This is a genomic window from Cupriavidus sp. GA3-3 (assembly GCF_000389805.1).
In the GTDB taxonomy this organism is placed as follows: Bacteria; Pseudomonadota; Gammaproteobacteria; order Burkholderiales; family Burkholderiaceae; genus Cupriavidus; species Cupriavidus necator_D.
In genome coordinates, this window is the sequence record NZ_KB944501.1 from 183,685 (window position 1) to 205,194 (window position 21,510).

Consider the following 21,510-nt stretch of genomic DNA (forward strand, 5'->3'; position numbering starts at 1 on the left):
TCCTTACTCGTTCATGAAGTAGTGTGGAACGAAGAAACTGGTGTTCTTGGCGATGGGCCCGGATTCCTCGCGCACGCACAGGCCGCTGGGCACGTCGTCGACAATCCATACGCCCAGCGTGGTGTAGCGGCCGTCAAAGCGACGCGCCGGCGAATAGGCCTGGTAGATGAAGCCTTCGGCGCCGTATTCGCCGGGGTTGTGGACGTGGCCGCCTTCCGGGGTGGCCAGGGTCACGCTCTCGCCCTCGCGTGACAGGAAGGGTTTTTTGGCGTGCGGCTGACCGGCGAAATGGCTGGGGTCGAAGCTGGCTTCCAGCAGGTTCGGGTGGCCGGGAAAGAGCTCCCACAGGATCGGCAGGATGGCCTTGTTGGACAGCACGGCCTTCCACGGCGGCTCGACCCAGCGCACGGGGCTGTGTGCCAGCTGGTCGCGGTAGTCGGAGGTGGCCATCCATTCCCACGGGTAGAGCTTGAAGACGACTTCCATCGGCACGTTGTCGGCGTCATAGAAGTTGCCGCGGCCGTCGGTGCCGATGTCTTGCAGGTCGACCAGCTTGACGGACCAGCCGGCCTGCAGCGCGGTGTCCATCAGGTACTCGGTGTTGCAGATGTCTTCCTGGCTGTCGAACATGCACGCAAGGTGCAGCATGCTGGCGTTGCGGTAGTGCTTGCGCAGCCATTGCCAGCGCGCCACCAGCGCGTCGTGCAGGCTGTTGAACTGGTCGGCCTGCGGCTGCACGGTGTCTTTCCAGTACCACTGTGCGACGGCGGATTCGATCAGCGAGGTCGGGGTGTCGGCGTTGAACTCGTACATCCTGGGCACGCCGTGCTGGTCCAGCGTCATGTCGAAGCGGCCGAACAGCGTGGGCTCGTCGCGGTCCCAGGAGGTGCGGATCAGCTGCGCGAAGTCCTTGTCGATCGCCAGGCGCGCGAACAGGTCGTGGTCGATCACGTGCTGCACGGCTTCCAGGCAGCGCTGGTTCAGGTCGTACGCGGCGGCGTAGAGCGTTTCCACCTCCTGCTTGCTGAAGGCGTAGGCGGCGTCTTCGCGCCAGTAGAAGAAGGTGTTGTCATCGACTTCGCGCGGGACGTTGAATTCGTCGAGCGAATGGAAGTGGAAGCCGACATTCTCGAGTTCGCGCGGCCAGTTGCGGCGCGGGGTCTGGGGGATGCGTTGCATCAGCAGGCCATGGTCAGGGGCGATGGATCGGGCTGGGTCATGGCATCGTCCAGCAGGAAGTCGGTGAAGGCGAGCGATGTGGCGCCGGGCCGCGGCAGCCAGTCGGGGAACTGCACGCTGAGCGGTGCCCACCAGTGCGCGGCATCGGCCAGCACGGGGCGAAAGTCGAGCGCATCCGATTCCACCACGCCGCGCGCCGGGTTGGCCAGCATCCACTGCATGCCGGCGATCAGGCTCGATGCCACCTGCAGGCTGGTGGCGGTGTTGTACGGCGCCAGCGAACGCGCGCGTTGGGTGGAGAGGCGCGATCCGTACCAGACCGCGCCATGGCGGCCGCTCATCAGCAGCACGCCGAGTTCGTCCTCGCCGCACTGGATCTCGTCGCGCAGGATGCGTTCGCCGCGCACGCGCGGGGCGGCGCGTTCGTCGAGCCATTGCATCGAGGTCTGCGTGGCGGATGTCGGGCGATAGGCATAGTAGACGGTGGGGCGGTGCAGCGGCTGGCCGGCAGACTGGTCGGTCAGGTATTCGGCGATCGAGATCGATTCGTTGTGCGTGATCAGGTACGCATCGAACGGGCCATGCACCGGCGACCACGACCGCACGCGCGTGCGATGCCCTGGCCGGTCCAGCGCGATTGCCGCGCCGCTGCCGTAGCCGTGACGATAGCCATCGGGCGGCAGCGCGGGCTCATGGCTGCCCCAGCCGAGTTCGGCGTCCTGCAGGCATTCTGTGATAAAGCCTTCGGCCGACCAGGTGTTGGCGAACTCGCCGTCGCGCGGATAGCCGGGGGCTTGCTGGCTGTCGTACTCGGCGATCTGGATCACGCGCAAGTCCAGTGCGCGCGCCAGGGCAGCCCAGCCGGCGCGGTCGTGGGGCTCGGGCTGATTCAAGCCGATATTGCCGGCCAGTTCCATCAGCGCGGCCTTGACCAGCACCGAGACAAGCCCAGGGTTGGCGCCGTGCGCCACCAGCGCGGTCGGCTGCGTCTCACGGCCGCGGGCGAAGGCCAGCATCTCGTGGCGCAGCGCGTAGTTGCTCAGGTGCGAGGCCTGCGGGTCGGCTTCATAGTCCCACGGTTCGATGCCGGCATCGACATAGAACGCGCCGTGCGCTTGCGCCAGCGCGATCAGGTCGCGGCTGCAGACGGACGGTGCCAGGTTCAGCAGGAAAGTGCCAGGCCGCAGCAGCGGGCCCAGCATCGCTTCAAAGTTGCCGGCCGTGATGGTGGCGTCGATGGCATCCAGCCCGTGGCGGGCGGCCAGTTGCCGGCGCGTGCCGTCGAGCACGCGGTCCACCACGGTAATCGCTGCCCGCGGCCAGGTTCGCTCCAGCAGCGGCAGCACGGCCTGGCCGATGCAGCCAAAGCCGACGATGACGATTTGTTCGATCACGCAGACCCTTCCGCCCGTAACCGGCGATGGGCGGCCCGGGGGCGCGGCAGGACGGCCGCGCCGGCGCAGGACTGCCCTCGCCTCGCTTTATCAATTCTGATCGGAATCGCTAAATATAGCGAAGGGCAATACTATAGCCGGGCGCGGCTGGTGCCAACCGCCGGGCGGCTGGGGGTGACTTGCCTGTCAGCCGAACAGGCGCCAGGCCAACCGCGCCGCCACGCGCGCGCCCTGGTGGTCGCGGTCGTAGTGCGGGTTGTATTCCGCCAGGTCGGCCACGCGCAGCTTGCCGCTGTGGCGGGCAAGCATGGCGATTTCCTCCACCACCGTCAACGGCACGCCACAGGCCGCGGGCGCAGACACGGCCGGCATCACGGCCGCCGGCAGCGCGTCGAGGTCGATGGTCAGGTACAGGTGGTCGGTGGCATCGATGCGCGCCGCCAGTTCGGCCAGGCGCGATTCCAGGTGCCGCTCCTGCATGTCCACGTCTTCCACGTAGCAGACGCCCAGCGCATCCGCGCGGCTGAACAGCGCCGGCGTGTTGCTGAGGCGGCTGACGCCCAGGCAGACATAGTCGAACGGCTGCCCGCGCTCGGCGCAGGCGTTGGCGATCTGGTCGAACGGCGTGCCGGAGCTTGCGGGCCGGCTGGTGCGCAGGTCGAAGTGGGCGTCGATATTGATGATGAGCACGCGCCCGCCATCGTCCTGCGCATCCAGGTGCGCGCGCAGGCCTTGCCACGTGCCCCAGGCCACTTCATGGCCGCCGCCCAGCACCAGCGGCAGCCCGCCGCGCGCCAGCACGTCGCGCACGGTGCCAGCCAGCGCCAGCTGGGCTGATTCCAGCTCGCCGTCGTCACAGCTGACATTGCCGGCGTCATATAGCGCGGGCAGTCCGTGCGCCGGCACGTTGGCCAGCGCCTGGCGGATGGCGTCGGGGCCGTGCGCGGCACCGGGACGGCCCTGATTGCGCAGCACGCCCGCGTCGCAATTGAAGCCGAGCAACACCGGTGCGCCGTCGAGCGGTGTCACGTCCGCTGCTTCCAGCGCATGCACGATGCGGAACAGGCGCGTGGTGTCGCCACGCTCGCCGTCGTCGACACGGCCCTGCCAGAGGTTCTGGGTCAGAGCCATCGTCACGCCCGCGTCAGCACGGCCTGCAGGAAGCCGCGCGTGCGTTCCTGCGTCGGCGCCGAGAAGATGACCGACGGCGGCCCGGCCTCGATGATGCCGCCGCCATCCATGACCACCACCACATCGGCCACTTCGCGGGCGAAGCCCATTTCATGGGTGACCACGACCATGGTCATGCCTTCGGCGGCCAGCACCTTCATCACCTGCAGCACTTCGCCCACCAGCTCGGGGTCCAGCGCGGAGGTCGGCTCGTCGAACAGCATCACGCGCGGTTCCATGGCCAGTGCGCGGGCAATGGCCACACGCTGCTTCTGGCCGCCCGACAGGCTGGCGGGCATGGCGTGGGCCTTGTGCGCAAGGCCGACTTTCTCAAGCAGGCCCATCGCCTTGCGCTCGGCTTCCTCGCGCGAGGCGCCGCGCAGCATGCGGGGACCGACCGTGACGTTGTGCAGCACCGACAGGTGCGGGAACAGGTTGAACGACTGGAACACCATGCCCACTTCGGTGCGCAGCTGGTTCAGCTCGTGCTCGCCGATCAGCTGGCCGTCGGTCACCAGGCGCTTGCCGACGATGTCGATGGTGCCGGCCTCGGGTTGTTCCAGGCCGTTGCAGCAGCGCAGGAAGGTGCTCTTGCCCGAGCCACTGGGGCCGATCACGACCACGACCTGCGACGGCTCCACATCGAAGTCGATGCCGCGCAGGACGGTATGGCTGCCGAACGATTTGCCCAGGTTCCGGATCCGGATGATTGCGGAATCGCTCATTGCACCATGCCTCCCATGCGCAGCCGTTGTTCGGCGCGCCGCAGGATCAGCCCGGCCGCGCTCGTCAGGATCAGATAGACCAGCGCGATCGCCAGATAGACTTCCAGCGACCGGTACGACACGCTGATGATCTTCTGGCCCTCATGCATCAGGTCGGCAATGGTCAGCAGCGACACCAGCGCCGAGTTCTTGATGAGGGCGATGAACTCGTTGCCCAGCGGCGGAATCATGCGCACGATGGCCTGCGGCAGGATCACCGCGCGCATGGCCTGGCCGGACGACATGCCGATCGAGCGCGCGGCTTCCATCTGGCCCTTGTCCACGGACTGGATCGCGCCGCGCACGATTTCCGAGACATAGGCGCCGGAATAGATGCCCAGCCCGATCACGCCGCACACAAAGGCCGGCAGCAGGATGTTGAACTGCGGCAGCCCGAAGAACAGCAGGAACAGCTGCACCAGCAGCGGCGTGCCGCGGATGAAGGTCACGTAGGCGGTGCAGATGCTGTAGATGACGCGGCGCTTCGGGTCCAGCCGGCCGATGCCGACCAAGAGGCCCATGACGCAGCCCAGCACCAGCGCGCAGGCCGTCACCTCCACGGTGATGACGGCGCCGTGGACGATGTCATGCCAGCCGGCAAAGACAGGAGAAAAATCCAATTCCATGATGATGATCCGCGCAGCTTACTTGGCGGCCGTGCCGAACCATTTCTGGGTCAGCCTGGCGTAGGTGCCATCGGCCTTCACCTTGGCGAGTGCCGCATTGAGGGCGCGGGTCAGCTCGGGCGTGTCCTTGCGCACGGCCATGCCGTATTCCTCGGTGGTCAGCTGCTGCTCCACCATGCGCAGGCCGCCGCGGGTCTTGACGTACTGCATCGCGGCCGGCTTGCCGGTCACGGCGGCATCGGCGCGGCCGATCTCGACCAGGTTGAACATTTCCTGGTTCTTCTCGACTTCCACACGCTGCACCTGCGGGTACGTGTCGCGCAGGAAGCTGACCGACTTGGTGCCCACCTGCACGCTGACCTTCTTGCCGTTCAGGTCGGCCGGGGCGTGGACGGTGGTGTTGCCGCTCTTGACCAGTGCCACCAGGCCGCCGACGTAGTACGGCTCGGTGAAGTCCACCACCTTGCGGCGCTCGGGTGTGATGTAGATGCCGGAAACTGCCATGTCAAAGCGGCGCGAGACCAGCCCGGGGATCAGGCCCTTGAAGTCAATGTCGGTCCACTCAACCCGCTTGCCCATCGTCTTGGCCATGGCCTCAACCAGCTCCACGTCAAAGCCGGTGCGCTTGCCGTTCTCGATAAATTCCATCGGCGGGAAGGTGGCGTCGGTGGCCACGCGCAGCACGGCATTGTCCTGCGCTTGCGCGGCGGTGCCGAGGGTCAGGGCGGTCAGGGTTGCCAGGCCGGCCATCAGGCATTTGCGACGAAGGTTCATGGAGGTCTCCTATTCTCGGGAACGAGGGATCTGCCGTCGCATGGGTTTGCCGACGGCGGCGGTAACGAATTGCTTGGTATTCAGTAAGACTGCAGCCGCGCGGAAATCCGCATCGCCGCTGCCACGGTCATGTCGATCAGCGCGGACTCGCGCCCTTGCCGCCGCGTGGCCGGCACCATCAGCGTGATCGAGCCCAGCGCATCGGCCTTGCTGCGCCGCGAGAACAGCGGCGCGCTCACGCCCCATACGCCCGGATCCACCTCGCCCTCGCTGACGGCGTAGCCGGTCTCGCGAATGACGGCCAGCTCGGCCAGCAGCCGTTCGGCTTCGCCTGGCTCGCACTGGGCCCGGACCAGGCGCTCGCGCGCTTCGTCGCGCATGAACGCCAGCAGCGACTTGGCCGACGCACCGGCGCGCAGCGGTACGCCGCGGCCCTTCTCGAACGAGCAGCGCAGCGACTGGCGGCTCTCCACCATCTCCAGGCACACCACGTGATCCTTGACGGCGACGACCAGGCCTACGCTTTCATCGGACTGCTGCGCCAGCAGCTGCATGTCGGGCAAGGCTTCGCGCGCCAGGTGCGAGGCCATGTCAAAGCCGAGCGCCAGTTGCAGGCTGATCGGGCCCGGCGCGTATTCGCCGTCGGACTCCAGCACGAAGCCCCAGCGCTTGAGCATCATCAGTTGCCGGTAGAGCGTGCTCTTGGGCAGGCCGGTTTTGGCAACCAGCTCGCGTACCGTGATCGGCGCGCCGTGTTGCGCCAGTGCCGCCAGCACGAACAGCACGCGATCGGCACCGCCCGCGGGCTGGGCGGGTTCGGCAGGCGTGGGTGTCGTGGGCTTCACGGCAGTGGGGTTGTCGACGGCATTCAACATAGGGCCCAAGAATAGGACCTGATTCCCATAAATCAAAACCTGGAGTCCCGGAAAATGGGAATGAATGACTAGGGATAACCCTTGGTGGCTGGCGATTTGATCCGCCAAGTGCGCGGGGCGCCGCTGCCCCGTGCTCAGTAGATGCCCGGCAGCATGCGCCAGGTCCGGTCGCAGTACGACGCGTACTCGTCGCCAAACTGGTCGCGCAACAGCGCTTCTTCCGCCCGGATGCGCGCCACCAGCACCGGCACCATCAGCAGCGTCAGCACCACGCCCACGCCGGAGCGGAATGCCAGTACCCATCCCAGCGAACTGACCAGGAAGCCGAGGTAGCTCGGATGCCGGATCACGCCATAGATGCCGGTGGTCACCAGCGTGTGCCCCGGCTGGATCGCCACCAGCCCGCTGAAGCGCCGCCCCAGCACAAACACCGGCCACAGCCGCAGCACGCCGCCGCCGGCAAACAGCGCCACGCCGGTCCAGCGCATGGTGTCGCCATCGAGCGTCCAGAAGCCGATGCGGTCGGTAAAGGGCGGCAGGTACGCCGCCAGCAGCCCGAGCACGCCAAACACTGCCAGCACCCACCGGTTGCCGCGGTCCTCGCGCATGCCGCTGCTGATATTGCCGCCGGAGAAGAGCGCGGCGATGGACAGGGCGAACAGGACCAGGGTCAGGGCCACGCGCGCCGGGTGCGCGAAGAAGGGGGCGATGCCACCCCAGCCTGCAATCGCGATGGCCAGGTAGGCGAGCGTGCCGGCGAGAGTGGCAATTGCCAGGCCGGGAGTCGGGCGCATGGGGAACCTCCGTTGAGACGGTGGATGCACAAGCGAAGGGTAAGCCTCAGTCGGCCCGGGTGTCGAGGGCGGCCGGGTCGTGATTAAATCTGCGTCTTGCGCCGGCGCATGCCGGGGCGCAGTGAAACGCTTTCGTCACACCATCATGCCCCTGATCGACATCAAGAACCTCCAGCAAGCCGCCCAAGACTTCGGCAAGGCCCGTAACTGGGGCAAGTACCACAGCCCCAAGAACCTCGCGATGGCGCTGAGCGTGGAGGTGTCCGAGCTGGTCGAGATCTTCCAGTGGCAGACCGACGCGGAATCGCGCGCCATCATGTCCACCGACGAGCGCGAGCATGTGGAGCAGGAGCTTGCCGATATCACTATCTACCTGGCGCAGCTGGTGACGGCGCTGGGCGTGGACCTGGACGCGGCGATCCGCGCCAAGATGGAGATGAACGCCAGGAAGTACCCGCTGCCGGAATGAGCCGCCCGGCGCAGGTTTGTCGCCGCCGTCGCGATGCCTTGCCGGCGGCTTGATGCTTTGATCCAATTGATTGTGGCGGTCCTCGGAATTTGATCATTTGATCAAACCGGCCGAGCCCTGTTTCTGCGATGCGCGGCCGCTCTGCATCGGGCCGTGTCTCGCATCCTTCTCTTCGCACCCCTTCACGCAACGCCCGCACCACCAGGCGCCGATCTCATCCGTCACTGGCACGCCCTATGCAGTCATAGGGCATGGCCCGGCAGAGGCCTGCAATGGAGACGGTGATGGCATCCCTCGGTGAAACGACGAAGACAACGGCGCAGGCCACCCGCAGCCCGCACGTACTGGCATCGCGCCTCGCCGCCGATGCAGAGCCGCACCTCGGCGCACACCTGGTCACGCCGCGTCATGGCTATGCACACCACGGCATCTACGTCGGGCGTGGCATGGTGGTGCACTACGCTGGCTATTGCCACCGGCAGCAGCGCGGCCCGGTGGAAGAACTGAGCCTGGCCGCCTTTGCTGCCGGCCATGGCATCACGGTGTTGAGCACGCCCATGGCGCGGTACAGTGCCGCTGAATCCGTCGGCCGCGCCCGCTCACGGTTGGGCGAGGACTGCTACCGCCTGCTGACCAACAACTGCGAGCACTTCTGCATGTGGTGCCTGTACGGCGAAAGCCGCAGCGAGCAGGTGCGGCATTGCCTGATGCATCCATTCAGCGGCCTGCGCCTGGCGGCGAGCATCCTGCTTTGCTGGTGCAAGACTGCGCCCGCGCCTGCATGGGACGGCGCGACGGCATGAGCTCACGACAATGGCCGGCTCGCCGTCAGGACGCACAACAGCAGTACCCCGTTCAAAGCGAGCAGTCCGCTCACCAACAGCACGATGGGCGGCGCATCCCGAGTCCGCTCGCGCAGGCGGGTGACCCCCGGCAGCCACTCGCCGCGCGTACGCCGGGACCAGCAGGCGACGCCCGCGCCGCACATGCCCAGCCACGCCAGCGTTCCCAGCGATGCCCAGCCGCGTGGTTGCGGCGCCGGCGCCGGCGCCGGACGAACTGAAGCTTGCTGGAGCGTCGGGCCGGAGGCTCTTTGGATCACCACAGGGGGCGCATGAATCCCCGCTTCTGCCAATGGCTCCGACGGTGGTGGAGCTGGAAGCTGCTCCGCTGCTGGTTGAGTCGCTGGCGTCGCTGAAGGTGGCGCGACCGCTGGCCGCGAGGCCTCGACCCTGACCGCAGCCTGCTTGTTCCTCGACACCTCCCGCGCCCGCGCCGCCGGCGGCGTTGGTTGCGGCGCGGCAGCCCGCGGTGGTTTCTTGCCTGGCTGCCGCCGCCAGCTGGCAAAGACCCGGTCCAGGCATGCCACCGACGTGCAGGCGTCCCGGCGCTCCCGCCAGGCGGCGATGTCGCTTCCTTGAATCGCGCCGGCGCGTAGCCGGCGCTGCTGGTCCGCGTGGATGCGCTCATGTTCGCGATGGAGCATCGCGTGATCGCAGATCAGGTCGGCGGCGTGTGGCACTGAATGCAGGCAGGACGTGCCGGCGGCGAGCGGATCGTCGCAGCGGGAAGGACGCAGCGTGGTCTTGCAGGCTATATCCGACGCCTGCGCACTGGCAGCCAGCAGAAGGCCGAACGCGATGCACGCAGCCAGCCGGCCCGAAAGCCTTGTCATCCTGTCGCCCGTGATGGTGGGGATCGTCCGGCGCTGAAGCGGGCGCCGATGGACTTCTATTCTGGAGCGGCGCCAGCAATCTACGGTTCGATAGCCCACAGAAGCGGGCGGCAAACTTTGGACGCGGTCTCCGATGCCTGGCTGAGGCCATAAATCCGGAAAGACGCGGATATACCTTTTTGCCTACCCCATCGTCCCCCGCGTGCGCAGGGGCGACATGCCAGCCCCCGTACGGCATCCTTCTGTCTGACAAAAACAAAAAGCGAAGGGGTCACCATGGGTCGCAGGAAGCAATCGAGCGTCTTCGAGGATCTGTATGGCATCGCCGCAGCACTGCCATGGTGGGCAGGCGTTGCGTTGGCCATCATTGCCTACGCGGTGCTGCACCGTTATGCGATTGCCGAAGTGCCGGTCAGTGCCGCGCCGGGGCAAATCGGCCAAATGGTCGTGACGCAGATGGTCAAGGCGCTATCGACGTACGGGCAGTACATCGTGCCGCTGTTGCTGCTGGCCGGCGCGCTGGCTTCGTGGCTGGGCCGCCGCAAGCGGCAAGGACTGGTGCGCAGCGCGGCGGCGAGCCAGTCTGGCGACGCCCTGCGCCAGATGAGCTGGCGCGATTTCGAGCGGCTGGTGGGAGAGGTGTTCCGGATGCGCGGTTACGCCGTGGCGGAAACCGGTGGCGGCGGTGCGGATGGGGGCATCGACCTGCGGCTCAGAAAAGGCAATGAGCTGGCGCTCGTGCAGTGCAAGCAATGGCGCGCCTACAAGGTGCCGGTCACGGTGGTACGGGAACTGTATGGCGTGATGGCTGCGCAGGGTGCGGCGCAAGGATTCGTTGTGACATCGGGGCAGTTCACCGCCGATGCGCGGGCCTTCGCGTCCGCGCGGAACATTGAGCTGATCGATGGCCAGGCACTCTCCGTGCTGGTCAGGCGCGCCCGCGCCGCAGCGCCGACGGGATCGGCCGCACAGCCTGCAGCCGCGAACGCGCCGACACGTGCCGCGGAGCCGCCAAAGCCAACTGAGATGTCGCCAGCCGCCGTGCCAGGTTGCCCGCGCTGCGGCAGTGCCATGATCCAACGCATCGCCAAACAAGGCGCGAACGCTGGCAATCCGTTTTGGGGCTGCGCCACGTTCCCCAAATGCCGCGGCGTGCGTGGCCTCTGACTCTCCCTGGTTCGTACCGCGGCAGCCTGCCGCTGTGCCCGCTTGTCAGTTCGCTACCAGGCTCACGACCCAACCCGCCACATAGAGCCCCAGCCCGAACACCGCATGCGTCACCAGGCTATGCACCCGTGCCACGTTTGGCCGCGGCGTGCGGCTCGCGGCGATGCCGGCACCCATCGCCGGCTGCATCAGCAGGAACGGTGCCGCCACACTGCCGATGCCGACGATCAACGCGGGTGCCAGCGTCGGATGACGTGCCCAGTCGAGTCCCCATAGCCCCAGCAGGATGGCCGCGAACACGATGCCGGTCAGGTAATGCGCGATCCAGCCGATCCCGCGCTCGCCGCGCACCGGCGGCGATGCGGCGATGGGATGGTGGCAAAGGCGTCCTCGCGGCAGCCATGCGAGCCAACGGCCTACGAGTCCATAGTCCAGCGCAGGGACGCCCAGCAGCCGCTTGCGCAGGATGGCCCAGGCGTCCATCACCAGCGTTGCGCCGGTGCCGATCACGACTGCATTGAGCAGGAGGGCCACCGCTGTATCAGGCATGGGCAGTCTCGCCGGCGGTCAGTGATGAAGCCGCAGCGCGGGCGGTGATCATCCAGCAGGCAGCGGTGTAGCGCACAGTTGCGCCATGAACGTAAGGCTCGAATGCCGCGCGGACGGTTTCGATGACGCTGGCGCGTGTGCTTGCATCGGCCTCGCGCAGGGCCAGTCCGACGGGACCCAGGCGGGACAGGTAGTCCACCAGCGCAGGCTCCGGCAGCGTGCAGGCGAAGTCGATCGGCTCGACATCGATCCCGCCCCAGCCGCCCTCTTCCAGGATGGCCTGCACGCGCTGGCGGTCGCCGAAGGCGAACTGCCCCGGCGCCCCCGGCTGCCGCGGCGGCAGGTTGGACAGCAGCGGTGCGGCCGCTCGCTCGGCGGTGGTCATGAACGGATTCTCTGAGGCGCTGCGCCAGGCGATGCAGTGGAGCGTGGCATCCGGTGTTGCGGCCCGGCGCAGGTTGGCAAAGGCCCGCACCGGATCGCTGAAGAACATCACGCCCAGGCGCGACACGATGCTGTCGAAGCTTGCTGGCGCGAAGGCGTAGTCCTGCGCGTCGGCGCGAATAAAGCTGGCGGTCGAGCCGTTGTGTTGCGCGCGTGCCCGTGCAGCGGCGAGCATCGGCTCGGAAATATCGATGCCGGTGCATCTGCCTTGCGCGCCGAGCTTGCGCGCCAGCGCGATCGTAGTGCTGCCGGTGCCGCAGCCGACATCGAGCACATGCTGCGCGGAAGTCTTGCCCACCGTATCGACAAGCAGGCCTTCCAGCGGCCGGAACATGTCGTCGAGCACCGCCTGCTCCGCGACCCAGGCATGGCCGGACGGGCCGTTCCACAGTGCGGCCTGGTCGCCGCCGTTGCTGCTGGTCTGCTGTTGCTCACCCATGGTCGTATCTCCTTGCACGCCGCCCTGGCATGGAAGCTACACTGTGCCAGTTCAAGTCGACTTGAGGTCAAGCGGTGACAAGCCTGGATATTGCGGAAGTGGCCCGGCAGGCTGGCGTGCCGGCCTCGACGCTGCGGTACTACGAGGAAAAGGGGCTGATCGCGTCCATCGGCCGGCGCGGGATGCGGCGCGTGTTCGATGCCGGCGTGCTTGAGCGGCTGGCGCTGATCGCGCTGGGGCGTGCCGCCGGTTTCTCGCTGGATGACATCGCGCAGATGTTCTCGCCACAGGGACAGCCGAACATCGACCGGCAGGTGCTGGCGGCTAAGGCGGATGAGCTGGACCGGACCATCCGCAAGCTGACGGCGATGCGCGACGGACTGCGGCATGCGGCGGTTTGTCCGGCGCCAAGGCATATGGAGTGCCCGACGTTCCAGCGGATCCTGCGGGCGGCGGCGTCGGGGGCGATTGGTGGAAGGAAGCATGCCCACGGGCTTCCAATGGACTGACGTTCCGCCCTGAACAAGCGTTTCGAATGACTCCTTTTTTGGTCTCTGCGGAGTCTGGCGGGGCCATTCTCCGCAGAATTTGCGGGGATTAGCTTAAGGATGGAGCCAATCTCACCCCAACCTGAACTGCCCCACCGCCCCCGCCAGGCTCCCGGCCTGCGTCTGCAGCGCCGCGGCAGCCGCCGTGGATTGCTCAACCAGCGCCGCATTCTGCTGCACCATCTGATCCAGCTGGCTCACCGCCATATTCACCTCTTGAATACCACGGGTCTGTTCCATGGCTGCTTGAGTGATCTCGGAAATAATGCCGGTCACCCTGGAGACGTTGCTGACGATCTCGCTCATGGTGTCGCCGGCGCGGCGGACCTGGCCGGAGCCGGAGCTGACGCTGCCTACGGTGGATTCGATCAGGGTCTTGATCTCCTTGGCGGCCTGGGCGCTGCGCTGGGCCAGGGCGCGCACTTCGCCCGCCACCACGGCGAAGCCGCGGCCCTGGTCGCCGGCGCGGGCGGCTTCGACCGCGGCGTTGAGCGCCAGGATGTTGGTCTGGAAGGCGATGCCTTCGATCACGCCGATGATGTCGGAGACCCTGACCGAGGCGTTCTCGATCTGGCCCATGGTGGTGATGACTTCGCCGATCACGACGCCGCCGTCGGCGGCCACGCGCGAGGCCGCGGTGACGGATTCGTTGGCGTGCTGGGCCGAGCTGGCCGACTGGCTGACGGTGGCGGTGATTTCTTCCATCGAGGCCGCGGTCTGCTGCAGGCTGGTGGCGGCGGATTCGGTGCGGCGCGACAGGTCCGTGTTGCCGGCGGCGATCTCGTCGGAGGCGGCGCGCACCGATTCGCTGGCGTCGCGGATCTGGCGCATGATGGTGCAGAGCTTGTCGGCAAAGGTGTTGAAGGCGCGCGCGATCTGCGCGACTTCGTCGTTGCCGTCGGCGGGCAGGCGCTGGGTCAGGTCGCCGTCGCCGGAGCCGATGGCGTCCATGGCATCGCGCACGGTGGACAGGCCGCGCAACGACATCGTTGCCACGCCCCACACTACGGCGGCGGCCATGCCTGCGATCAGTACCATTGCGATCACCGATGCGACCAGCACTGAGCGCATGCCGGCGGTGGCCTCGGCCTTGTCCAGGGCGACGATGACCATCCAGTCGGTGCCGGGGATGGCGCGCGCGCCGAGCAGTTTGGCGCTGCCGCCGACTTCGACTTCCAGCGGCGTCTTTGCGCCGGCCAGTGCGGCGAGCTTGTCGGCGTTCAGCGCAGGCGCGAGTTCCGTCACCGGCTTGAGCGTGAGCTTGTCGTCGGTGTGGGCGACGATGTCGCCGTTCCTGGCCACCAGCATGCCGAAGCTTGCCGGCGTGGGGTGGATCGCCTTGACGTTGGCGATCACGCTGTCCATCGCCACATCGCCGGACACCACGGCCTTGACTCCGCCGTCGCGCACCACTGGCGCGGCAAATGCCACCACCAGCTTGCCGGTGCCGGCATCGACATAGGGCGGCGTGACCACGGGTTTGCCGGCCGTGGCGGCCTGCTGGTACCAGGGGCGGCCTGTCGGGTCGTAGCCGGGCGGGATGCCTTGCGGGTTGGAGAACTTCGCGGTCTTGTCGGCGTAGCCGACGTAGACGTTGGTGAAGCCGCCGGCGTCGGCAATCTGCCTGAGCGCAGCATCGGGTTCGGGCTGCAGCACGGCGTCCTGCAGCGACTGGATCATCTGGCTGTGCGAGGCCACCCAGTCGGCGATGGCGCTGGCGTGGCCGCTCTGCACTGCCGCGAGGCTACTGTCGATGGTGTCTTCGTTATAGCGGTTGGCGACGAACTGGTTCAGCGCCGTATTGATGGCGAGCGCGGCGATGACGATGGCCACGCACAGGGCCACGATCCGCGCACGGATGGTAGTGAACATCAGGGGAGATCCTTCGTAGGGAATCGTTTGGGGGCGTTTGTGTGTGGGATTTCCACCCCGCTGTATACGGAGCGGGTGCGCCCGACTTGAGGCCGACAGGAGAAACCCTGTCGAATGTGATCAGGTTGACGACACAACACGCCAAGTTGGCGCACGATAGTGCGCTTGCGCGGTTCGGGAATGCGCGCTGGTGGATCTGCATTCGTAACGCGAACACACGCAGGAGCGGGTGGGAGCGGGTTTCGGCCTGATCAAACGCCAAATCGGATGCGTTGCAATACAAGCGGCGTTGCAATGCAGCGATGATGTTGATACGGCGTTCATGGGCATGACGGCAGCCGCAGCAGAACGCTTGCCGCAGCGCATCCGACGGCGGCTTGGGCGGGATCACATATGTCGTCAAGCCTTTCTGATCAGTCATCAGACAAGCTAACGACTTTTTCACAACGTATTACAAAGACTTACAGCCGTTATGCGATTGGCAACATATCCTCCGATCAACTCACAAATAACCCAAACGGAGAGCCTACCGTGTCAGTCCTTTCCTTGACTTCCGCGCCGATGCGCGTGCTTGCTTTGAGCGGTGCCCTGGCGCTGGCCGCCTGCGGTGGTGGCGGCGGCGATGATGGCGGCGGGCAGGGCACGCTCAAGGTCTCGATGACCGATGCGCCGGCCTGTGGCTTCAACAATGTCTTCGTGACCGTCAACAAGGTGCGCGTGCACAGCAGCGCCAGCGCCGAGACGAGCGCCGGGGGCTGGGTCGATATCGACGTCGTGCCCGCGCGCAAGATCGACCTGCTGTCGCTGACCAACGGCGTGATGACGGTGCTGGGCCAGGCCGCGCTGCCTGCCGGCAACTACCAGCAGGTGCGCCTGGTGCTCGATGCCAACCGTGGCGGCGGCGCCGGTGCGCTGGCCAACTCGGTGGTGCCCATCGGCGGCACTGAGCAGACGCTGGATACGCCTAGCGCGGTGCAGTCGGGCATCAAGATCAACCGGCCGTTCACCGTGGCAGCGGGTACGCTGACCGACCTGGTGCTGGACTTTGACGCGTGCAAGTCGGTGGTCACGCGCGGCAATGGCACCTTTGGCCTGAAGCCGGTGGTGACGGCGATCCCGATGACCGTCAGCGGTGAAGTGAACGGCGTGGTCAGCGGGGCACCGGGTGCGCGCGTCTATGCCGAGCGCAACGGCGTGGTGGTGAAGTCGACGGTGGCGGACGCCAACGGCAACTTCAAGCTGTCACCGATCGAGCAGAGCAGCACGGCCGGTCCAGTTGACGTGGTGGTGGTGCCGGGTTCTGCCAATGGCAAGGCGGCGGGCATCGTGCGCGCCGTGCCGGTGGTGGTGGGCACGCCCACGGCGATCTCAACCGCGGCGGCACCGATGTCGCTGCCGGCGTCGACCTATCGCCGGGTTTCGGGTTCGGTCACGCCGGTTTCGGCGGAAGCGACCCTGCGCGCGCTGCAACTGGTCAATGGCGGCAATTTCGAGATTGCGGCGACGGCTGCCGCCAGCGATACCGGCGCCTACAGCATGTTTGCCACCGAACCGGCGCTGCCGGTGGCCGCTCCGGTGATCGGCACCTACCAGGCCGCGCTGCCGATTCCGCTGCAGCCGGATGGCGCTGCCGCGGGCAAGTACAGCGTGCAGGCCACCAGCGCCACGGGTGCGGTGCAGACCCAGCCGGCGGACGTGAGCGCTGCCGACGCCCTGGTGAATTTCTCGTTCTGATTCCGGGGGACCGGGAACGGAGCCGGAAGGGGGCCTGGCCCTCTTCCGGCTTTTTTTGTTGGCCAGGGGCGTGTTTGCGCCGCCACCGCCTGGCGCAGTTTCCCGCTAGACTGCCAGTCTCGCGTTTCGGGAGATCGCGCCATGGCAGCACGCACCGCGGCGAAGGCCGCATCCAGGACTGCAGCAACCTCAGAGGCCACACCCAAGGCCAGGTCACGCAAAGCCGCCACGTCCACCGAGCCGGTGCGCGTTGGCATCGGTGGCTGGAATTTCGCCCCGTGGCGCGACAACTTCTATCCCGCCGGCCTGGCACAGGCGCGTGAGCTGGCCTATGCCAGCCGCCACCTCAGCGCGATCGAAATCAACAGCACGTACCACGGCACGCAGAAGCGCACCTCGTTCGCCAAATGGCGCGACGACACGCCGGATGATTTTGTGTTCGCGGTGAAGGCCTCGCGCTTTGCCACCAACCGGCGCGTGCTGGCCGAGTCCGGCGAATCGATCGAACGCTTCATCGACAGCGGCATTGCCGAGCTCGGCCGCAAGCTGGGGCCGGTGGTGTGGCAGTTCGGGCCCACCAAGCAGTTCGATGCGGAGGACTTCGAGGCCTTCCTGCAGCTGCTGCCGGATTCGGTGGAAGGCGTGAAGCTGCGCCACGTGCTGGAGGTGCGGCACGACAGCTTCCAGTCGCCGGACTACCTCAAGCTCGCGCGCAAGTACAAGGCCGCCACGGTCTTTACCGATTCGCCCAAGTTTCCGTCGATGGCGGATCTCACGGCAGACTTTGTCTATGCACGGCTGATGGCCAGCAGCGCGAAGCTGAAGGCCGGCTATGCGCCCAGGGACCTGGATGCGTGGGCTGCGCGGGTGCGCACGTGGGCGCAGGGCCACCAGCCGGACGACCTGCCGACGGTGGAAGACCGCAAGACCGCCGCGCGCAAGCGCGAAGTCTTTGTCTTCTTTATCAACGGCGCCAAGGAACGCGCGCCGGCCGCGGCGCAGGCGCTGCTGGAGCGGCTGGACTGGACGCCGCCGGCCGATGACTGACGGATCGACATCCCTGGATCGCTATAATCGCGCATGAACTCGACCCCCGCCCAGCCGCAAGCCGGCACCGCTTTTTCCAACCTGCCGCTGTCGCCCACCATGCTCGCCACGCTGGCGCAGCTTGGCTATGACGAAATGACGCCGATCCAGGCGGCCAGCCTGCCGATCACATTGGCAGGCCAGGACCTGGTGGCGCAGGCCAAGACCGGCAGCGGCAAGACCGCCGCCTTCGGGCTGGCGCTGCTGCACCGGCTCGATCCGCGCCGCTTCGATGTGCAGGCGATGGTGCTGTGCCCCACGCGCGAGCTGGCCGACCAGGTCACGCAGGAAATCCGCCGCCTGGCGCGCGCCGAAGAGAACATCAAGGTGCTGACACTGTGCGGCGGCTCGCCGATGCGGCCGCAGGTCGACAGCCTGATCCATGGCGCACATATCGTGGTGGGCACGCCCGGCCGCATCCTGGATCACATCGACCGCGGCAGCCTGGATCTGTCCGGCATCAACACGCTGGTGCTGGACGAGGCCGACCGCATGCTCGACATGGGCTTCTTCGACGACATCGCCTATGTGGCCAGCCGCTGCCCGAAGGACCGGCAGACGCTGCTGTTCTCGGCCACGTATCCGCCCGGCATCGACAAGCTCAGCCACCGTTTCCTGCGCAACCCGCAGTCGGTCAAGCTGGAGGCTACGCACGACAACACCACCATCCGCCAGCGCTTCTATGAGGTCGAGGAAGGCGAGCGCCTGAACACGGTGGGGCGCCTGCTGGACCACTTCCGCCCGGTCAGCACGCTGGCCTTCTGCAATACCAAGGCGCGCTGCCGCGAGCTGGTGGAACTGCTGCGCGCGCAGGGCTACCAGGCGCTGGCGCTGCACGGCGAACTGGAGCAGCGCGAGCGCGACCAGGTGCTGGTGCAGTTTGCCAACCGCAGCTGCTCGGTGCTGGTGGCAACCGACGTGGCCGCGCGCGGGCTGGATATCGCGCAGCTCGAGGCCGTGATCAATGTCGAGATCACGCCCGATCCTGAGGTGCACGTGCACCGCATCGGCCGCACCGGCCGCGCCGACCAGGAAGGCTGGGCCTTCAGCCTGGTCAGCATGGACGAGATGGGCCGCGTGGGCAACCTGGAACAGCACCACGGCGGCGAATTCGAATGGCAGCCGCTGGCCGACCTGAGGCCCGCCAGCAATGAACGCCTGCTGCCGCCGATGGTGACCTTGCAGATGCTGGGTGGCCGCAAGGAGAAGATCCGCCCCGGCGACATCCTGGGCGCACTGACCGGCGAGGCGGGCTTCACCAAGGAGCAGATCGGCAAGATCAATGTGCTGGAGATGTCGACCTATATCGCGGTGGAGCGCAGCATCGGGCGCGAGGCGGTGAAGCGGCTCAATGCCGGCAAGGTCAAGGGCAAGAAGGTGAAGGTGCGGATGCTGACGGAGTGAAAGACGGGCCCCATGCGGGGCCCGTTCTGCTTTTACCCCACGACCACCACGTACCCCTCCTGCGGCGCCCCGCTCCCCGCCGCCAGCCGCGCGATCCGTGCCTGCGCGGCTTCGAATCCCCGTTCCTCCACCAGCGCCAGCCAGCGCTTGGCCGGATCGCGCGCATGGTCGATAAAGCGGCGCTGCGCCGCGTTGAAGCGCCGGTTCACTTCCTGCGGTCCCCAGTCGGCATTGCGCTTGCGGATCTGCACCGGCGCGAAATAGAACTCGGGCCTGGGCCCGGGCAGGTGCAGGTCGCGCAGGAAGCCGGTGTTCTGCGTTGAGCCGACAAAGCAGTCGTACACCAGGCTGTCGCCAAAATGCGCATGCACGCGCGCGCGCAGCGACTCATCGCCGGAGAAGTCGACATAGAGCGTGGGCTCGTCCACCGGCACCGATGCCAGTTCGTCATAGGTGACGGTGCTGCCGTAGCAGCCGAGGTCTTCGACAAAGGCGCGGTTGCGGGCCGAGGTCAGCCCGGTCAGCGCGATGCCGTCGAGGTCGCGCAGGCAGAAGGCGGTGCCATAGGCCGTCTTGCTGGAGGCGCTGGACACCACCAGCCGCCGTGCGCCGAAGAAGCGGTTGTCTTCCAGGAAGTCGGCCAGCATGAACGAGGTGATGAACAGCGGCCGGTACAGCATCTGGTAGTGCTCCAGTTCCGGCGCGTAGGCGGCGTCGTTCTGCACGCGGGTGTACTGGTTGTAGGCCGAGGTCAGCTTTGCGCGGTGCGCCGCGGCATCGTAGAAGCCGCGCGCGGTGACGCGCCCGGGCTGCATGCGGAAATGGCTGGCGATGGGGAAGTAGCCGTAGAAGCGTTCGCCGGGGGCGATGCCGTCGACGCCGGAGGCCACCACATCGGCAAAGCCCCACACCGGCATATGGCCCCACTGCGGCTGGCCGGTGGGAAAGAAGTCCCAGTACTGCATGGCCTCGCCAAAGGCGGCATAGGTGATGTTGTTGGTGGTCAGGGCAAAGCGGTCCAGGCGCAGCAGCACTTCGCCGGGCGCGGCGCTGGCGGGTTCGTGCGCGGCTTCCAGCCGGCTTTCGTTTAGGGCATCCTTGCGGCTGAACAGCCGCGTGATGGCAAGGGTCGGTTCAGTTGCTGCCATGTCTTCTCCTGGTTCGCGGCCCGTCCGTCCGGCGTGCAATGTTCGCCATGACTTCCGTGAGGCCGATGCCAAGAATCTATCGCCGCGCCAACGCCGCCGGGTTCGGAAACGAAGCGCCCGCCGCCGGCGACCTGAAACGGCCCGCCACGCCACGCAGCAAGCCGCTCAAGCGCCCTTCGCAGCAGCGCGCGCACTTCACCGTCAACGCCATCTACGACGCCTTTGTTCGGATCTGGTGCCGCGATGGCTGGGACGGCGTGACCACGCGCGCGGTGGCGCTGGAGGCAGGGTTCTCGGTGGGTACGCTGTACGAGTACTTTCCCAGCAAGGAAGCGCTGGCGTCGGGCTACGTGCGCCACACGGTCGAGACCATGCTGGCGCGCATCGACGCCGAGGTCACGCAACGGGCTGACGCCGACTGGCGCACGCGCGTGCGGCGGCTAGTGGCCATCGCTTGCGGTGCGGACGACGAGGCCACGGGCATCGTCTTCGATGCCGACATCATCGGGCTGGAGCCGCGCATCGCCGAGCCCAAGCACCACCGGCGCGTGTTCGAAGAGTTCTGCGAGGCCTGGCGCCGGGCGCTGTGCGCTTGCCCCGACTTGCCCACGGCCCCGGATGCCGCGAAGGTGCAGGCACTGGTGCTGGCGGTCTGGGGGGCGCGCCGCTATCGGCTGCTGCTGCAGGGCGCGGCGCTGCAGCCGGCGCAATGGGTGTCCGAAATGCAGGCGCTGTGCCTGGCGGCACTGGACGAAAAAGCGACCGATGCGCAACCTTGACCCGGCGGCTGCCATGCGGGCGTCACAACATTGCTTACAAAGATTCGCGTAAGTCACCCTGTAACGGCGCGCGTTACTTTGCTACTCTGATTGCATTGGCACCGCCAGCCGCATTGCATTGTCGACGGAAAAGGAGTTGGTGATGAAAACCGCACGCCAGGTTCTGGAGTCCAAGCCGAGTCAGGCCATTTACAGCGTCCCGCCCACGGCGACCGTCTATACCGCGCTGCAACTGATGGCGGAGAAAGGCATCGGCGCGCTGCTGGTGATCGAGCATGGCGAGATCCTGGGGATCCTGAGCGAGCGCGACTATGCGCGCAAGGTGATCCTGATGCAGCGCACCTCGCGCGAGACGCTGGTTCGCGACATCATGACCAATGCAGTGATCTACGTCGGCGCCAGCCAGACCACCGACGAATGCATGGCATTGATGACCCGACACCGGCTGCGCCACCTGCCAGTGATGGAAGGCGACGAGCTGATCGGCATGCTGTCGATCGGCGACCTGGTCAAGGACATCATCTCCGAGCAGCAGTTCATCATCGAGCAGCTCGAGCATTACATCACCGGGGGCGGGCGCTAGGCCTGTCGTGTTCGGGGGCTGGTCGCATTGCACGCAC

Annotated in this window: 22 protein-coding genes; 9 read left to right on the top strand and 13 right to left on the bottom strand. The window is 66.9% G+C overall.

Annotated elements, in window-relative coordinates; all coding sequences use genetic code 11:
- Positions 1-3: 3 nt before the first annotated feature.
- From C265_RS24945 to C265_RS24980, 8 genes are all read right to left on the bottom strand, one after another.
- Entirely contained in the window at positions 4-1,179 is a 1,176-nt protein-coding gene (locus C265_RS24945; protein ID WP_010811409.1) for a glutathionylspermidine synthase family protein, read from the bottom strand.
- A complete protein-coding gene (locus tag C265_RS24950; protein ID WP_010811410.1) occupies positions 1,179-2,573 on the bottom strand; it encodes a saccharopine dehydrogenase NADP-binding domain-containing protein in 1,395 nt (464 codons plus the stop codon). The genes C265_RS24945 and C265_RS24950 overlap by 1 nt, the downstream gene beginning before the upstream one ends.
- A 186-nt stretch (positions 2,574-2,759) precedes the next feature.
- Positions 2,760-3,704: a formimidoylglutamase gene (gene hutG / locus C265_RS24955; RefSeq protein ID WP_010811411.1), complete on the bottom strand. Its 945-nt coding sequence runs from the start codon at positions 3,702-3,704 to the stop codon at positions 2,760-2,762.
- Between the two features lie 2 nt (positions 3,705-3,706).
- On the bottom strand, positions 3,707-4,468 hold the full coding sequence (locus C265_RS24960; RefSeq protein WP_010811412.1) for an amino acid ABC transporter ATP-binding protein: 762 nt from the start codon (positions 4,466-4,468) through the stop codon (positions 3,707-3,709).
- On the bottom strand, positions 4,465-5,133 hold the full coding sequence (locus C265_RS24965) for an amino acid ABC transporter permease (RefSeq protein ID WP_010811413.1): 669 nt from the start codon (positions 5,131-5,133) through the stop codon (positions 4,465-4,467). Before C265_RS24965 ends, C265_RS24960 begins: the two co-directional genes overlap by 4 nt.
- Before the next feature lie 18 nt (positions 5,134-5,151).
- The gene (locus C265_RS24970) at positions 5,152-5,907 is read right to left on the bottom strand and encodes a transporter substrate-binding domain-containing protein (protein WP_010811414.1); all 756 of its coding nucleotides are present in this window, start codon (positions 5,905-5,907) and stop codon (positions 5,152-5,154) included.
- A gap of 80 nt (positions 5,908-5,987) precedes the next feature.
- Positions 5,988-6,782 carry an IclR family transcriptional regulator gene (locus C265_RS24975; RefSeq protein ID WP_010811415.1) on the bottom strand — a complete coding sequence of 265 codons (795 nt, stop codon included), beginning with the start codon at positions 6,780-6,782 and terminating at the stop codon, positions 5,988-5,990.
- Between the two features lie 134 nt (positions 6,783-6,916).
- Positions 6,917-7,576, bottom strand: coding sequence for an isoprenylcysteine carboxylmethyltransferase family protein (locus C265_RS24980; protein WP_010811416.1), 660 nt, complete (start codon positions 7,574-7,576; stop codon positions 6,917-6,919).
- A 145-nt stretch (positions 7,577-7,721) separates the two neighbouring features.
- On the opposite strand from C265_RS24980, the gene C265_RS24985 reads away from it, so the two are divergent.
- Both C265_RS24985 and C265_RS24990 read left to right on the top strand, forming a co-directional pair.
- Positions 7,722-8,045, top strand: coding sequence for a nucleotide pyrophosphohydrolase (locus tag C265_RS24985; protein WP_010811417.1), 324 nt, complete (start codon positions 7,722-7,724; stop codon positions 8,043-8,045).
- Positions 8,046-8,329: 284 nt separating this feature from the next.
- Positions 8,330-8,848 carry a lecithin retinol acyltransferase family protein gene (locus tag C265_RS24990; protein WP_010811418.1) on the top strand — a complete coding sequence of 173 codons (519 nt, stop codon included), beginning with the start codon at positions 8,330-8,332 and terminating at the stop codon, positions 8,846-8,848.
- Between the two features lie 2 nt (positions 8,849-8,850).
- Here the strand turns inward: C265_RS24990 and C265_RS24995 are convergent, their stop codons facing one another.
- Positions 8,851-9,720 carry a hypothetical protein gene (locus tag C265_RS24995; protein WP_246840251.1) on the bottom strand — a complete coding sequence of 290 codons (870 nt, stop codon included), beginning with the start codon at positions 9,718-9,720 and terminating at the stop codon, positions 8,851-8,853.
- 276 nt (positions 9,721-9,996) lie between these two features.
- Between C265_RS24995 and C265_RS25000 the strand changes: the two genes are divergently transcribed.
- Positions 9,997-10,887, top strand: a complete 891-nt coding sequence (locus C265_RS25000) for a restriction endonuclease (protein WP_037025270.1) — start codon at positions 9,997-9,999, stop codon at positions 10,885-10,887.
- A gap of 45 nt (positions 10,888-10,932) precedes the next feature.
- On the opposite strand, the gene C265_RS25005 is transcribed toward C265_RS25000, so the two are convergent.
- Positions 10,933-11,436, bottom strand: coding sequence for a DUF2938 domain-containing protein (locus C265_RS25005; protein ID WP_010811420.1), 504 nt, complete (start codon positions 11,434-11,436; stop codon positions 10,933-10,935).
- Positions 11,429-12,319 carry a class I SAM-dependent methyltransferase gene (locus tag C265_RS25010; protein ID WP_010811421.1) on the bottom strand — a complete coding sequence of 297 codons (891 nt, stop codon included), beginning with the start codon at positions 12,317-12,319 and terminating at the stop codon, positions 11,429-11,431. Before C265_RS25010 ends, C265_RS25005 begins: the two co-directional genes overlap by 8 nt.
- A 74-nt stretch (positions 12,320-12,393) precedes the next feature.
- On the opposite strand from C265_RS25010, the gene C265_RS25015 reads away from it, so the two are divergent.
- On the top strand, positions 12,394-12,828 hold the full coding sequence (locus C265_RS25015) for a helix-turn-helix domain-containing protein (protein WP_010811422.1): 435 nt from the start codon (positions 12,394-12,396) through the stop codon (positions 12,826-12,828).
- 111 nt (positions 12,829-12,939) lie between these two features.
- On the opposite strand, the gene C265_RS25020 is transcribed toward C265_RS25015, so the two are convergent.
- Entirely contained in the window at positions 12,940-14,739 is a 1,800-nt protein-coding gene (locus C265_RS25020) for a methyl-accepting chemotaxis protein (protein ID WP_010811423.1), read from the bottom strand.
- A gap of 561 nt (positions 14,740-15,300) precedes the next feature.
- Between C265_RS25020 and C265_RS25025 the strand changes: the two genes are divergently transcribed.
- The 3 genes from C265_RS25025 to dbpA all read left to right on the top strand — a co-directional run bounded on the left by C265_RS25025 (position 15,301) and on the right by dbpA (position 18,963).
- Positions 15,301-16,473 carry a DUF4382 domain-containing protein gene (locus tag C265_RS25025; RefSeq protein WP_010811424.1) on the top strand — a complete coding sequence of 391 codons (1,173 nt, stop codon included), beginning with the start codon at positions 15,301-15,303 and terminating at the stop codon, positions 16,471-16,473.
- A gap of 141 nt (positions 16,474-16,614) precedes the next feature.
- A complete protein-coding gene (locus C265_RS25030; protein ID WP_010811425.1) occupies positions 16,615-17,520 on the top strand; it encodes a DUF72 domain-containing protein in 906 nt (301 codons plus the stop codon).
- Between the two features lie 33 nt (positions 17,521-17,553).
- Positions 17,554-18,963: an ATP-dependent RNA helicase DbpA gene (gene dbpA / locus C265_RS25035; RefSeq protein WP_010811426.1), complete on the top strand. Its 1,410-nt coding sequence runs from the start codon at positions 17,554-17,556 to the stop codon at positions 18,961-18,963.
- Between the two features lie 32 nt (positions 18,964-18,995).
- Here the strand turns inward: dbpA and C265_RS25040 are convergent, their stop codons facing one another.
- Positions 18,996-20,111 carry a DUF2855 family protein gene (locus C265_RS25040; RefSeq protein WP_010811427.1) on the bottom strand — a complete coding sequence of 372 codons (1,116 nt, stop codon included), beginning with the start codon at positions 20,109-20,111 and terminating at the stop codon, positions 18,996-18,998.
- 65 nt (positions 20,112-20,176) lie between these two features.
- On the opposite strand from C265_RS25040, the gene C265_RS25045 reads away from it, so the two are divergent.
- Together C265_RS25045 and C265_RS25050 are read left to right on the top strand one after the other, a co-directional pair.
- Positions 20,177-20,890, top strand: a complete 714-nt coding sequence (locus C265_RS25045; RefSeq protein ID WP_011614326.1) for a TetR/AcrR family transcriptional regulator — start codon at positions 20,177-20,179, stop codon at positions 20,888-20,890.
- A 142-nt stretch (positions 20,891-21,032) separates the two neighbouring features.
- On the top strand, positions 21,033-21,473 hold the full coding sequence (locus C265_RS25050; protein ID WP_010811429.1) for a CBS domain-containing protein: 441 nt from the start codon (positions 21,033-21,035) through the stop codon (positions 21,471-21,473).
- Positions 21,474-21,510: the final 37 nt, after the last annotated feature.